At 73.4% G+C, this 13,611-nt stretch carries 13 protein-coding genes and 1 pseudogene; 8 read left to right on the plus strand and 6 right to left on the minus strand.

What is annotated here, in order from left to right; translation table 11 throughout:
- Positions 1-2 precede the first annotated feature (2 nt).
- Positions 3-1,325, minus strand: coding sequence for a S1 family peptidase (locus ABTY20_RS00565; protein WP_351994810.1), 1,323 nt, complete (start codon positions 1,323-1,325; stop codon positions 3-5).
- Positions 1,326-1,416: 91 nt separating this feature from the next.
- On the opposite strand from ABTY20_RS00565, the gene ABTY20_RS00570 reads away from it, so the two are divergent.
- From ABTY20_RS00570 to ABTY20_RS00585, 4 genes are all read left to right on the plus strand, one after another.
- On the plus strand, positions 1,417-1,767 hold the full coding sequence (locus tag ABTY20_RS00570; protein WP_351994811.1) for a trypco2 family protein: 351 nt from the start codon (positions 1,417-1,419) through the stop codon (positions 1,765-1,767).
- A 167-nt stretch (positions 1,768-1,934) separates the two neighbouring features.
- A complete protein-coding gene (locus tag ABTY20_RS00575; protein WP_351994812.1) occupies positions 1,935-2,318 on the plus strand; it encodes a DUF6281 family protein in 384 nt (127 codons plus the stop codon).
- A gap of 289 nt (positions 2,319-2,607) precedes the next feature.
- Positions 2,608-3,363, plus strand: a complete 756-nt coding sequence (locus tag ABTY20_RS00580) for a TetR/AcrR family transcriptional regulator (RefSeq protein WP_351994813.1) — start codon at positions 2,608-2,610, stop codon at positions 3,361-3,363.
- 11 nt (positions 3,364-3,374) lie between these two features.
- Positions 3,375-4,322 carry an alpha/beta hydrolase family protein gene (locus ABTY20_RS00585; RefSeq protein WP_351994814.1) on the plus strand — a complete coding sequence of 316 codons (948 nt, stop codon included), beginning with the start codon at positions 3,375-3,377 and terminating at the stop codon, positions 4,320-4,322.
- Positions 4,323-4,497: 175 nt separating this feature from the next.
- Here ABTY20_RS00585 and ABTY20_RS00590 read toward each other — a convergent pair whose 3' ends face one another.
- The 3 genes and pseudogenes from ABTY20_RS00590 to ABTY20_RS00600 form a co-directional block, all read right to left on the minus strand.
- A complete protein-coding gene (locus ABTY20_RS00590; RefSeq protein WP_351994815.1) occupies positions 4,498-5,676 on the minus strand; it encodes a serpin family protein in 1,179 nt (392 codons plus the stop codon).
- A gap of 142 nt (positions 5,677-5,818) precedes the next feature.
- Positions 5,819-6,034: pseudogene (locus ABTY20_RS00595) on the minus strand (helix-turn-helix domain-containing protein); the annotation flags it as partial.
- A 209-nt stretch (positions 6,035-6,243) separates the two neighbouring features.
- Entirely contained in the window at positions 6,244-6,873 is a 630-nt protein-coding gene (locus tag ABTY20_RS00600; protein WP_351994816.1) for a TetR/AcrR family transcriptional regulator, read from the minus strand.
- A gap of 155 nt (positions 6,874-7,028) precedes the next feature.
- Between ABTY20_RS00600 and ABTY20_RS00605 the strand changes: the two genes are divergently transcribed.
- Positions 7,029-8,531: an aldehyde dehydrogenase family protein gene (locus ABTY20_RS00605; protein WP_351994817.1), complete on the plus strand. Its 1,503-nt coding sequence runs from the start codon at positions 7,029-7,031 to the stop codon at positions 8,529-8,531.
- A gap of 123 nt (positions 8,532-8,654) precedes the next feature.
- Here ABTY20_RS00605 and ABTY20_RS00610 read toward each other — a convergent pair whose 3' ends face one another.
- Positions 8,655-9,104, minus strand: coding sequence for an ATP-binding protein (locus ABTY20_RS00610; RefSeq protein WP_351994818.1), 450 nt, complete (start codon positions 9,102-9,104; stop codon positions 8,655-8,657).
- Positions 9,105-9,426: 322 nt separating this feature from the next.
- Between ABTY20_RS00610 and ABTY20_RS00615 the strand changes: the two genes are divergently transcribed.
- Positions 9,427-10,500, plus strand: a complete 1,074-nt coding sequence (locus tag ABTY20_RS00615) for a hypothetical protein (RefSeq protein ID WP_351994819.1) — start codon at positions 9,427-9,429, stop codon at positions 10,498-10,500.
- Between the two features lie 151 nt (positions 10,501-10,651).
- Here ABTY20_RS00615 and ABTY20_RS00620 read toward each other — a convergent pair whose 3' ends face one another.
- The gene (locus ABTY20_RS00620) at positions 10,652-11,134 is read right to left on the minus strand and encodes a MarR family winged helix-turn-helix transcriptional regulator (protein ID WP_351994820.1); all 483 of its coding nucleotides are present in this window, start codon (positions 11,132-11,134) and stop codon (positions 10,652-10,654) included.
- A 93-nt stretch (positions 11,135-11,227) separates the two neighbouring features.
- Here ABTY20_RS00620 and ABTY20_RS00625 point away from each other — a divergent pair, with 93 nt between their 5' ends.
- Both ABTY20_RS00625 and ABTY20_RS00630 read left to right on the plus strand, forming a co-directional pair.
- A complete protein-coding gene (locus tag ABTY20_RS00625) occupies positions 11,228-12,112 on the plus strand; it encodes an alpha/beta fold hydrolase (RefSeq protein WP_351994821.1) in 885 nt (294 codons plus the stop codon).
- A 363-nt stretch (positions 12,113-12,475) separates the two neighbouring features.
- Entirely contained in the window at positions 12,476-13,531 is a 1,056-nt protein-coding gene (locus ABTY20_RS00630) for a S1 family peptidase (protein WP_351994822.1), read from the plus strand.
- Positions 13,532-13,611 lie beyond the last annotated feature (80 nt).

Genomic DNA, 13,611 nt, shown 5'->3' on the forward strand with positions numbered 1-13,611 from the left:
CCTCACCGGTCCCCGTAACGGCTCAGGTCGGCCCGCAGGGTCCTGATCAGCGCGCGCAGCCGGGCGAGCTGCTGCTGAGGGTCCCGCACGTCGTCGAGCAGGAGGCGGGTGGCGCGGTGCCGGTCGGCGGTCTCGGTCACCGAGCCGAGGGAGGCGCTGTCGACGATGTCGCGGCGGATCGCCCGGCTGAACTCCGCGTGCCGCAGCCGGTCCAGCAGCACGTCCGCGTGGTGCAGGAGCGCGGGCCGCAGCAGCAGGTCGCGGGAGGCGGTCCAGCCGGGCCCGCCCTCGTGGCGGAAGACGAGCAGCAGCCGGAAGCCGAGCATCCGTAATCGGGCGAGGATCTCGACGAGGGGACCCGGCCGGGGCTCCTCGTCGAGGCCGTCCACGAGGACCGTGACCGGCCGCAGCGGCGCACGGTCGGCCGCCCGCGGGGGCCGGGCCTTGGCGCCGCGCAGCCAGTCCCAGTACGCCAGGTACTCGCCGGCCGGGAAGGTCATCTGGTCCAGCGCGTGGTCGATGAGGTCGGGCCTGCTGGCGCCGCCGCGGTGGACGACGTGGGCGCGGTGCGCCAGCTGGCGCAGCGAGCGGTCCCTGCCGCTGCCCGGGGGCACCACGGTGATCTTCACCGGGTCCTCGTCCGGGTCGTCGAACCACCGGTCGAGCCGCTCCTCGAAGCCGTGGTCCCAGGCCCCCGGACTGGTCAACTCCTTGATGTGGGGCGAGAGTTCGGCGATGCGCCCGACGGGGATCAGATACGAGAAGGAGAGCCGGTTGTCCTCGGGCAGGGCCGCGCCCAGGTCCCCGCGCCAGCTGACGACGAGCCCCACCACCCGGGTGGGCCGGTCCTCCGCGGGCCGGGTGCACACGGCGGCGCCGCTGAATCCGGCGCGCACCACCTGCGACCGGGTGACGGCGTCGAGCTGCACCCGCTCGCCGCTGGCGCCGCCGATCCGCCCCCACAGGCTCATGCCGTCGTCGAAGCCCTCCGCGTAACCGGTCGCGTACACCTCCATGCCGCCCCACAGCCGGGTGTCCAGCGGGGCGCGGCGCGCCTGCGGGCGGGGGCTGTCCAGGCGCAGCACGGCGACGTCCTCGCCGCCGGGGCCCTCCGCCAGCCAGCCGCCGGGCGCGACCCGCGCGGCGACCGGTGCCAGCCCGCCGTTCTCCGCGAACTCCAGCCACATCACGGCGTCCGGCCGGCGCACCACGTGCGCGCAGGTCAGCGCCGTGTCCTGGTCGACGAGCACGCCGGCGCCGCACACGGGACCGTGCGCGTCCCCGCGCCGCAGTCTGAGCCTCCAGTCCGCACGCAGTTCCCCCATGTCGTCCCACATTACGTGCAAAGCGTGGGGCGTCCCTAGACTTGTGGGCGGGGCGAACCGGTCGATCAGCCGAGGACGGCGGGGTGTTGACATGACGAACGCGGAACCGATCGGACTGGCGGAGGCCATCGGCACGGTGCGCGCGGAGCTGGCCCGGGCCCAGGCCGAGGGCGCGGAGAGCGACTGGCGGTTCCACGTGGAGCAGGTCACCCTGGAGTTCTCGGTGCAGTTCCACCGGGCCGGCGAGGGCGGGGCGGGCCTGCGCCTGGGCGTGGTCGAGGCCCGTCTGGGCGGCTCGGTGAGCCATGACTCCACGCACCGCGTCGAGGTCGCCCTCAAGCCCCTTCCCCGCCCCGACGGCCGCCACCACGAGGTGAGCCGCGAGGACGCCGCCCCCCACCGGCCGGGCCCGCCCGACGGCTCCCTCCTGCGGGACCGGTGACCCGGCCCCGAGGAGACCGGCCGTCCGGCCCGGCACCCACGACCACGACGTCACCCACGAGGAGACCGGCGGCCGTCCGAACGAACACGGCGTCCGCTCCGTCCTCGTTCCGTGGTGTCCGCTGATCCGGAGCCGGGGCTCCGGGAGGAGGTGACCGGGTGGGAATCATGACGTCGACCGGGCGGAGCGCCCTCGTGGGGGTGGCGGTGACCGTCGCGGTGTGCGCCGGATGCGCGTCGCCGGGTGGCGGCGGGGCCGGGGCGTCCTGCGCGTTCCGGGTCGAGTACGGCGGGCGGGTGTACGCGGACGTGCCCCGTGCCGAGTTCACCACCGGCGGGAAGCTGGGGCCGGCCGTCCTCCCGTCGTGCGACGACGCGCCGGGCGACGGGGACGGCCCGGCGTCGCCGGAATCGACGACCGCCTACGCGGTCGAGGGAGTGGACCCCGCCGTCGCCATCGCGGTGGACGACGCGCCCGACGGCGTCCTCTTCGTCGTCGACTCCGGCGACGGCCTCCCTCCCGAGGTGAAGAAGCTGATCAGGGCCTCCTGACCCCCGGGTGACGGGTCGTCGCCTTCCCGGCCGGCTCGGGCGGCGCGCGGCGGACTCCGGGCCGGAGGCGTCATAGCCGTACACCAGCGCGGCGGAGGCCGAGGAGGCGCACTCGATGTCCCGGGTCGCCCCCCCCGGCGCGCCGGCGCGCCCCGGGTCCGGCCGGGCGCGGCCGGGTCGTCGTGGTCGACGGGCATGCGGACGGGGTGTTCGGTCCGCGACTCCGAGTCCGTATAGCGTTGATAAGCGCCGCTCGACCATCCTGGGTAATTCTGTGTATCATCGCTACATGACGAAGGAAGCTTCATCGGCCCGGCGAACCCGCGCGCTGATCATCGACGCGGCCGCCGATCTCCTGGCGGCCTCGGCCAGCGGGGAGTTCTCGACCCGCGAGGTGTGCGACGCGGCCGGCGTCGCGGCGCCGACCCTGTACCACCACTTCGGCGACAAGGACGGACTGCTGCGAGAGGTGGCGGCGGACAGGTTCAGCCGCTACCTGGCCCGCAAGCAGGCCCTGGAGACGACCGGGGATCCGGTCGAGGACTTCCTTCGCGGCTGGGACATGCACGTGGAGTTCGGGGTGACCAACCCCGCGCTCTACACCATCATGTACGGCCGCCCGATGGACGGCCGTACGGCCCCGGCGGATCGCGCACACGCCGTTCTCGTGACGATGATGCGCGACCTGGAGGGAGCCGGACGGCTGCGCATGCCGGCCGGGACGGCCGCGGACGTGGTGGCCTCGGCCGCGGTGGGGGTCACCCTGCACCTGATCCGCACCCGGGCGGCGGCCGACGACCACCTGTCGGCCCTCGTGCGTGACGCCGTCACCGCGGCCGTCATCGGCCCGCCGACCGTCCCCGGGGCTCCTCCGGTGACGCCGCGGCTCGTGCGGGCCGCCGCGCGACTGGAGGCGGAGATGCCCCACGGCCCCGTCGGCACGCTACGCGCCTCGGAAACCGCGCTGTTGCGTGAATGGCTGGCCCAACTGTCCGTGCCCGGCCGCACCGCCGGCGAGTCCCCCCGACCCGCGGGTTCGACATGAAGGAGGAGCACATGAGCACCATCCCTCAGCAGCAGGCCCCTGACGAAGAGGAGATCCAGGGCATCCTGGACGGCATCGCGCGGGGCTTCGGCCATCCCATGCGCTCGCCGATCCTCAAGACCCCGGGCGACTACGGCCTGGCCTACCAGGAGGTGTTCTTCCCCTCCATGGACGGGGTGCCGCTGGAGGCCTGGTACATCCCCCGCGACGGATCGGACAAGCTGATCATCGCCAACCATCCCCTGTGGTTCAACCGCTACGGCCTCCCCGCCCACCTGGAGCCCTGGAAGTCGATCGGGGCGAGCACCGGCAACGACTTCGAGGTCGACTTCGTGCCCGACTACCGCATCCTGCACGAGGCCGGATACAACGTCCTCACCTACGACATGCGCAACCTCGGCCACAGCGGGACCGGCAACGGCGGCATCGGCAGCGGCGGCCGCTTCGAAGCCCGCGACGTCGTCGGCTCCCTGCAGTACGTACGCGCCCGTGAAGACCTCAAGGACATGACCATCGGCCTGTTCAGCCGCTGCCAGGGCGCGAACGCGACCATGTTCGCCATGCAGATGCACCCCGAGCACTTCGAAGGCGTGCGCTGCGTCGTTTCCCCGCAGCCACTGTCGGTCGGCGTCACCATGCAGCGCACCCTGGAGAGGCTGGGACTGCCCGAGCGCATCGCCGAGCTGGAGGAGAAGGTCCGTCTGATCGTCGGCTTCCCCTTCTCCGAGATGTCGCCGGTCGAGGCCGCCAGGAGCGTCACCGTCCCCACCTTCCTCTACCAGGTCCACGACGACCTGTTGACTCGCCCCGACGACGTCCAGGCGATGTTCGACAACATCCCGGTCGAGGACAAGAAACTCGTCTGGGTCCACGGAACCACCGCCCGCTGGGACGGCTACCTGTACTTCCAGCGCGAACCCGGGGAGATGCTGGACTGGTTCGCCACCCACATGAAGTAGCCCGGTCCGCGACAGCCGCACCACGAAGGGGGCGGGGCGGGCCGGAAGCAGCGACCGGGCACGCGGCCGTGCGGGACGGCGTCGGCGGCCGGCTCCGCGACGACGAGTGGGCGTGCCCGGCTGGACCGCTCCGTGCGTCGACCGTACGGACCCCGACGCCCGCTCGCAGGCGCCGTCACGGCTCGAAGGGGTCGGGGTCGGTGACCCAGCCCGCGTCGAGGACGAGCCGGGAGGTGCGGTGCAGGGCGAGGAACCCGAAGGGGCGGTCGAAGCAGACGCTGATCTCGCGGGCCCGGAAGGGGTGGCGCGGGACGCCGGTGGCCGTCATGTCGAAGGCGGTGACGGCCGCGGAGCGGAAGCCGCGTGGGCCGAACGTCGCCGTCATCGCCTGCGCGGCGGCCTGGACGGCGAGGGGCTCGGCGCTGATGCCGGGGAAGTGGCCCCGCGAGGTGTCCGTCGCCGTGCGCAGGCCGAACAGGTCGGGATCCTCGAGCAGGTCGTGGTGGGCTCCGACGGTGAACGGCACGGTGGACACGTGGAGCGCGGGTTCGCCGTCGACGCTGGGCACGCGGGCCACGGACAGTCCGGGGCCCGGAGCGCCCTGGGGGAGGCGGTCGCCGGGGACCACCGTCCGGCGGTCGTGGAGGGTGCCCACGGCGGCGGCCAGGACCCGGCCCGCGGTCGCCTCGGGTGTTCCGAGGTACAGGTGGACGTCGATGCCGTGGGTGCCGATGACCTGAAGTTCGGTGAGGGGGCCGGCCGCCGTGTCCGCGACGCCGACCCGGTTCAGCAGACCGGTGGTGCGGTGCAGGCCGGCGAGCTCCCTGCCGTACCAGGGCCCCGTTTCGGCTTCCATGCCGCCCGGGGCGAAGGGCTGGATCCAGTCGGTGCGGAGGGTCAGGGCACTGGCCAGCACCAGCAGGGTCTCGCCGGTCACGGTGACCGGCATCGTGCCGATCCGCCCCTGGGTGCGCCCGGCCGCCCAGGCGTCGAGGTGCGACCGGTCGGCGGCGGGGTCGCCGGTGAGCCGCCCGTGCGCGTCGGCGGGCAGGCGGTCCAGCCAGGCCGGTTCGACGGGCAGGGTGCCGCGGGTCCACAGTCCCAGGGCCGTGCTCAGGCCGCGCATCGCCCCGAGTTCGCGGAGCAGCTCCCGGGCCGCCGGCGCGGCGTCGTCCGCCGGGACGCCGAGTGCGTCCGAGAGTTCCCGCCGGGCGGGACCCGTGGCACCGTCGGCGAGGAGGCCGAGCAACGGCCACACCCCGGCCGCGGCGAGCACCGTGCCGTCGTGGGGCAGGGCCGCGGCCCATCGCCTGGTCAGTCCGTTGACGGCCCTGACCGTGCCGTGACTGATCATGCCCGCCCCTCCGTCGTCCCCGGTCCTCGCGAGGGTAGAGCCGAAAGCGCCCGACTGACGAGCGGGTTGACGTGACGGTGGGGCGCGCGGCCCGGGGCACCCAGGTGCGGGAACCGCTGGAGGGACGCGACCAGTACGGTCTTCAGCGGGACAGCGCCGGCTCGCCCGCCCGCAGCCCGGCCTGGAATCGGGAGTCGGCCTCGAGCTCGACCATCAGCTCGGCCACGCGTCGCCGGTAGGTGCGCAGCGAGACGCCGAGCCGTTTGGCCGCCGATGCGTCGGTGAGTCCCGAACCGAGGGCTTCGAGGATCATGCGGCTGTCGGCATCGAGGTGGGGGACGTCACCGCGCAGACAGGTGCCGGGATCGACGGCGGTGTCCCGGAACCCGTTGCCGCCGCCGTCGTGGAAGCGCGCCGGTCGTGGGTGCGGGCCGCCGGGACTGTCGGGCCCGCGCCTCGACGTCCGGGCTTCCGACGGCGGCGCCTGGCCGGCCTTGCCCGGAAGGGCGCGGCGGACCCTGCGGCGGTGCGGGCGGGCGCGGAGGCTTACGGGGAGACGGACGCCGGTCACCCGCTCCTTCCGGTGGTCGTGGGGACGTCCGTGCCCTCACCGGCGGTCGGCGCTCCGCCCGGGGCGTGCGGATCCGGACGCAGACCGTCGAGCAGGACGCGGATCAGGGCGCCGGGGAAGTCCGGGTCGTTGTCGATGCCGGCGAGCGCGACGAGGCCGTCGAGGATCTGTCCGAGGGAGACGTCGTCGCGTACTTCTCCGCTGCGTTGCGCGGCGTGGAAGAGGGGTTCGCCGGCCGCGAGGGTGCGGGAGCGGCTGGCGCGGAGGATGGGGGTGCCCCGGGCGGATTCGGACAGGAGGACGGAGGCGAGGGGGCCTTTGCGGGCGCCGATGGCGTGGAAGTGCATGAGCCAGGCGAAGAAGGCCTCGCCGGGCGTGCCGCCGCTGACGGATTCGGCGGCTCGGCACATGTCGTCGACGGTGTGCCGGAAGAGTTCCTCGACCAGTTCGAGCCTGCCGGGGAAGTTGCGGTAGAGCGTGGCCATGCCGACGCCGGCACGTCGGGCGATCTCGGCCATCGACGGTGCGGCGCCGGGTTCGGCGAAGGCCTCGCGGGCGACCGCGATGATCTTCGACCGGTTGCGCTCGGCGTCGGCGCGTCGGGCGGGGGCGGGCTCAGCGCTCACGGCGGGTGCTTCCTTCCTTCGGAGTCCGGGACCTCAGCGTACCGGACACCCTTCTCACTTCCCCTTGTAAACGGATAGCCTGTCCGCTAAGTTAAGTGGACAGCCGATCCGTTTATGGCGGATCCGCTGACCAGGACACCAGGAGAGGAACAGCCATGACCGCGACCGTGAGCGCCCCGCCCGTCGCCGGCACCGCCCGCCGTGACATCCCCGCCTTCGTACGGGCCGGGGAGCGGAAGATGTGGATCGGAGGCCGGCAGGTCGCCGCGGTCTCCGGACGGACGCTGCCGAACACCGACCCGGCCACCGAGGAGGCACTGGCCGGTGTGCCGCGCGGCGAGGCGGCCGACGTCGACGCCGCGGTGGACGCCGCGCGCGCGGCGTTCACCGATCCCGCCTGGGCGCACATGAGCCCCGACCGGCGCGGCCGGATCCTGCACCGGATCGCCGACGTCATCGAGGAGCACGCCGACGAACTGGCCACCATCGACTCGGTCAACATGGGCGCGCCCCGCACGCTGACCGCGCACATGCTGGCCGAGGCCAGTGAGGTCTTCCGCTACTACGCGGGCTGGCCCACCAGGCTGTCCGGCGTGAGCGTTCCCGCGGGCGAGGACCGCATGGCCTACACCCGCAAGGAGCCCCTCGGCGTCGTCGGCGTCATCTGGGGCTGGAACGGCCCGATGGGCCAGCTGCCCGGCAAGCTCGCCCCGGCCCTGGCCGCCGGCAACACCGTCGTGCTCAAGCCGGCCGAGACCGCCTCGCTGAGCACGCTGCGCCTGGCCGAGCTGCTGGCCGGCACCGACCTGCCGGCCGGTGTCGTGAACGTCGTCACCGGCCTGGGCGCCGAGGCGGGCCAGGCGCTGGTCGCGCACCCCGGTGTCGCGAAGATCGCCTTCACCGGGTCGACCGCGACCGGCAAGCTGGTCCAGCGCCGGGCCACCGACACGCTCAAGCGCATAACGCTCGAACTGGGCGGCAAGTCGCCGTCGGTCGTCTTCGCCGACGCCGACCTCGACGCCGCGGCCCGCGGCGTGGCGGCCGGTTTCCTGGGCAACGCGGGACAGGCCTGCGTCGCCGCATCACGGGTGTTCGTCGAGGAGGGCGTCCGCGAGGAGTTCGTCGAGAAGCTGCTGAAGGCGATGGAGGCGTTCACCCCGGGCGACCCGCTGGCCCCGGGCACGCTGGTGGGACCGCTCTCCACCAAGGCGCAGTTCGACCGCGTCGGCTCCTACCTCGACATCGCCCGCGAGGAGGGCGCGAACGTGGTGACCGGCGGCGGGCGCTTCGGTGACCGCGGATACTTCTTCGCCCCCACCCTCCTCGACGACGTCCGCCCCGACATGCGCGTCGTCCGCGAGGAGATCTTCGGTCCCGTCGGCGTGCTCACCACCTTCACCGGCATCGACGACGCCGTCGCCCAGGCCAACGACACCGACTACGGACTGGCCGCCTCCGTGTGGACCACCGACCTCACCACCGCACACCGCATGGCCGCGGCCATCGAGGCCGGCACCGTCTGGATCAACACCTGGGCCGAGATGAGCACCGGCAACCTCCCCTTCGGCGGGTACAAGCAGTCCGGCCTGGGCCGCGAGGGCGGCCTGGAGGGAATCGACGCCTACACCCAGGTCAAGACCGTCCGCATCGCGCTGTGACCACGCCACCTCACCGCCCGGGCGGTCCCGCGTGGGCTCGTCCGGATCGTGATCGACCGAACGGGGAGCGCCCCCGAACCGGGACGTCGGAGCGCGGGCTCCGGCTCCCCTCGGCCGGCGCCGTCACGCCTCGGCCGGTGTCGTCAGCACCGCCCGGACGGTCTTGCCGCTGGGCGGATAGGGGACGCAGTCCCAGTGGTCGGCGAGGGCGGCGACGAGGGTCAGGCCGCGTCCGCCGGCGGGGAGCGGGTCGGGTGCGGTGTCCGTGGGGCGGGGGAGCGGGCGGAGGTCGCCGCGGGCGTCGCTGACCTCGACGCGGAGGCGGCCGGCGGCCGGGTCGAGGACGAGGGTGAGCCGGAAGCAGCGGCCGGGCACCCGTCCGTGCAGGACGGCGTTGGCGGCGAGTTCCGCGACGACGAGTTCGGCGCGCTCGGTGAGGGCGTGGGAGGTGCCCCGGGAGCGCAGTTCGGTGACCGCGAGCAGCCGGGCGAGACGGGCGCCGCGCCGGGTGGACGACAGCAGCTGCGTGAAGGTGTGAACGGGCGCGCCGACGTGAGGTGTTGCGTGGTTCATGGCGTCAGAGTGGCGGTCGGACGCGGGCGGGGGCGAGCGCCGCGCCCCGTACGGGGAGGAGGCGTACGGAGGGGGGAGGCGGGCGGTACGCCGGATCCCCGCCACGCTGTGCGGGGAACGCGGGAGGGCGGCGGGGGGTTCCCGAGGTCCGGAGCGCGCCCGCGGCCCGGGCGACCGAGCGGTTCGGCGGTCGGTGGGAAGCCTTCGCGGCAGCGTGGCACGTCGGTTGACCCGCCGTCCACGGCCCCCGCGCGGCCAGTTGGGCGCTGACGCCGATCGAGGCGGCGGGGGAGTGTCGGTGGCCGGTGGCAGGATCACCGGCATGGTTTTCGTACGGACTACTCCGCCGCGGCCCGTCGAGGTGACCGCGGTCTTTCCCGAACTGGCTCCGCTGGCGCGTCCCGCGATCCGGCTGCACCCCCGCCCGGGGTCGCCCTCGGTCGGGGACAGCTCGGTCGGGGGCCCGCTGCTGTGGCCGGCCGGGGAGCCCTGGCCGCACTGCGAGGACGCGCACCTGCACGGTGACAGCGGGTTCCGCCAGTCGCCGGCGGAGGTGCGGCTCGACAGGCACGCTCGGGCCCGGCGGCACGAGGACCCCTACGGTCCCTCGTTCACGCCCGGGGAGGAGGCGGCCCTGGAGCAGAAGGCCGCGAGGTACGCGGAGCGGCTCGACGCCGGCCCTCCCTGGCCCGCGGAGGACCCGGTCCCCCTGTTGCCCGTGGCCCAGCTGTACCTGCGCGACGTACCCCTGCTGCGGCCGCCCGGGGAGGCCGATCTGCTCCAGGTCCTCTGGTGTCCCTACGACCACGAGCCGAACTGGAAGCCCGCGACCGCGGTGTTCTGGCGGTCCGCCGCCTCGGTCGTCGACGTCCTCGCCACGCCACCGGAACCGTACGAGGCCAACTACCCGGGCTACGTGCCCGAGCCGTGCCTGCTGGCCCCGGAAGCGATCACCGAGTATCCCGACAGCCTCGATCTGAGCCCGGAGTTGAGGCAGGTGGTGGAGGACTGGAGCAGATGGCAGGCGGCCGGTGCGGACGTGGACGACTCGTACGCGGAGGACCCGGTGGAGTTCTACGACGCCCATCTGGCCGACGCTCCCGGCTGGAAGGTCGGCGGCTGGCCCCCGTGGGGCCGCACCGACCCCTACCGCCGGTACTGCACCGTCTGCGACGCCCTGATGGTCCCGCTGCTGACCATCGCCTCCTTCGAATGGGACGGCGCCACGTACGGCTGGGCGCCGCACGAGGACCGGGCCGCCGCCCACGCCGACGGTCACCCCGCCGGCCTGTCCCCCGCGCAGCCGACGAGGGTGGAAGTGGGCAGCGCCGACACCATGCAGCTCTACGTCTGCCCGGCCTCCCCCGAGCACCCGCACACCGACCTGATCCAGTGAGCTGTCGGCTCCCGGGCGGGCGGGCGCGAAGCGCCGGTCACGGAGGTGTCCAGGCGCGCGGCGGCATGCCCGGGAGCATCGGGGTGAAGCAGACCCGCAGGGGTGAGACCGGCCCGGCGTAGGTCTTGAAGGTGACCTTCGGCCCGCGTCGTCAGATCGCCTCACCGGGATCCCCGCCGAGTCGTGCGAGGTCCTCCGTGCCCGCCGGCCGGTTCTTGGTGAGCCGGGCCAGGTGCGCTTCGAGGGCGTCGAGCTGCTCGGCTCCGATCTGCGCCGCCCAGCGGTCACGCACCTCGGTGAAGAGCGTCGCGCCGAGGGTCATCATCTCGTGGCCGCGGGCCGTGACGCGAAGTCGCTTGACGCGTGCGTCGCCCGGGTCGGTCTCCCGCTCGACGTATCCGAGTCGCTCGAGGGCGGCGATCGTCTTGGCGGCGGCCTGCTTGGACACCGACAGCCGGCGGCCGAGTTCCGTGGCCGTGTCCGCTCCCTCCTCGATGGCGCGCAGGGCGAACTCGTGGGACGCGCGCACGCCTTCGTGTCCGCGGCGTGCCAGTTCGCCGACCACGTCGTCCACCATCGACTGGAAGCCGCCGAGCAGCAGCAGCGCGAGCTCGGCGCCTGGTGACCGTGTCATGGGGCGCATCCTACGAGAATCCCGCCGGGGTCGACAACCCGGTTGTCTACCTATAATCTGACAACCCGGTTGACCATCACCTGGAGGAAACCCATGGCCCCCGTGCCCCCCGGCGCCACCCTTCCGGCCCTCGAACACCACCGCGTCGGCCTCAACGGCACGGAGCTCCATTACGTCTCGGCGGGAACCACCGGATCCCCCGTCATGCTGGTCCACGGCTTCCCGGAGACCTGGTGGGTCTTCCACAAGCTGATCCCCCTGCTCAGCGCGCACCACCGCGTGTTCGCTCCCGACCTGCGCGGCTTCGGCGACTCCGCCACCGCCACCGGGGAGCACGACAGCGCGACCGCGGCCCGGGACCTGAGCGAACTGATCACCCTGCTCGACCTCGGCCCCGTCCACCTGACGGGCCAGGACATCAGCGGTCCTACCACGTTCCGTGTCGCGGCCGCACACCCCGACCTGGTGCGCAGCTACACGGCGATCGAGACCGGCCTGCCCGGGTTCGGCCTGGAGACGCTCGCGGACGTCACCCGCGGCGGTGCCTGGCACATCGGCGTCCTCGCCGCCCCCGGGATCCCGGAGATGCTGCTCGCAGGACGCGAGCGCGCGTTCCTCTCCGCATACGCCCTGCCCTCCCTCAGCGCCACCCCTGACGCGTTCACCGACCAGGACATCGACGAGCTCACCCGCTCCTACGCGCGACCCGACGCGTTCAAGGGTGCGGCCGGGCTCTACCGGTCGATGCTCCGCGAGGGCGAGGAGATCCGGGAACTGGCCTCCGCACCGCTCACCATGCCCGTGCTCGCCGTCGGCGGCGGGTCGGGAGACTTCACGCGGGCGACGCTGCGGCACGTCGCCGAGGACGTGAGTTCCGCATCGCTCGACGGCATCGGCCACTACGCGGCGATGGAGGCACCCGAACGGCTCGCGGACGCCCTCCTCGCTTTCTACCGGGGAATCGACAGCCCGGAATAACCCCCGGACCCGGCCCCCGGGCGCGGAACGGCGCTCCTGCGGAGACGGAGCGCCCCTCGTCGTGCGGGCGACGCGGTCCCCCGGCGAACCAACGGCGACATCGCACGGAGTGCGGCCCGGCGGGTCGTGCCCGACGTCACGCTCCCGGTCCCGGCGGTCACTCGGAGTTCATCCCTCCGTAAAGCCGGCCGGAGATCATCTCGCCTGCGCAGTCGCGTGTCCGCCGGGGAAGTGCAGCGCCGAGGGAGAGAACAGATGGAAAGACGTCGCGTGCGGCATTCGTTCGTCGCTGTTGCGGTCGGCAGCCTGTTGACCGTGGGCGTGGTCCACTCACCCGGGGCCCGATCGGCCCCCGCTCCGCTCATGGACCCCGTGAAGGCCGCGGAGCTGGCCGCCGAGCTGGGCGACGACCGCACGGCCGGCGTCTACGAGGAGAAGGGACGTCCCGTCGTCGCGGTCACCGACCGGGCCGCGGCGGAGACGGTCCGGGAGGCGGGGGGAGCGGCGAGGGTCGTGCCCCACAGCGCGGCCGAACTGGAGTCGATCCACGCCGAACTGGACCGGCTGGCGGGCATCCCCAACACCGCCTGGGGCGCCGACCCGAGCAGCAACGCCGTCGTCGTCACGCTCCACGACGGGGTGTCCGACGCCGATCGCGCCCGCATCGAGGAAGTCGCCGAAAGGCACGGGGACGCCGTGCGCATCGAGGAACTCCCGGGGAGGATCGAGACGGCCGTCGCCCGCCGCGACGGGAACTCGGGGGAAGCGTCGGCGGCCGCCACCTACTACATGCGGGGTGGCCTCGGGATCGAGACCTACGACGGCGAAGGGCTCACGGCGGCGTCCCTGGGACGGATCTGCACCGCGGCGTTCAACGTGCAGAACTCCAGCGGGAGCAAGTTCCTGGTCACCGCCGGGCACTGCGTCGTCGGCGGGAAGTACGAGTGGCAGCGGCGAGCCGGAGGGGTCTACCTGGGGCCGCAGGTCGACTTCGAGTACGAGCCCGGGGACTGGGCCGTCATCGACTACCAGAACTCCGAGGTCGTCCCGGTCGGATCCCTCCAGCTGAGGGACGAGTCGGAGCAGTCCATCACGAACTCCCGGGATGTCGTGGTCGGGGAGTCCGTGAAACGCCTGGGAACGATATCCCAGGACCTGGTGGGCAAGGTGACCAGGAAGAACGTCACCATCACCTATGACGACGGGGTCACCCTGTACAACATGATCGAGAGCGATCTGTGCGCCCGACTGGGCGACAGCGGCGGCCCCCTGTACTCGGGGCTGTCCGCCCTGGGGATCCTGTCCGGCGCCACGCACGCGGAAGAGGCCTGTGGGGACTCCGACGCGCAGGCCGACCGGCGCACCTACTACGAGCCGGTGCACAGGATGCTCATCGAGAACGGCCTCAAGATCTACTGACGCCGTCCCCCGGGCGGCACTGGAGGGGTGGGGGCCCCCCGGCGGGCGCCCCCCCCCCCCCCCCCCCCGGCGCGCGGGGC

The sequence above is a fragment of the Streptomyces sp. NPDC126497 genome, from assembly GCF_040302425.1.
Lineage (GTDB): Bacteria > Actinomycetota > Actinomycetes > Streptomycetales > Streptomycetaceae > Streptomyces.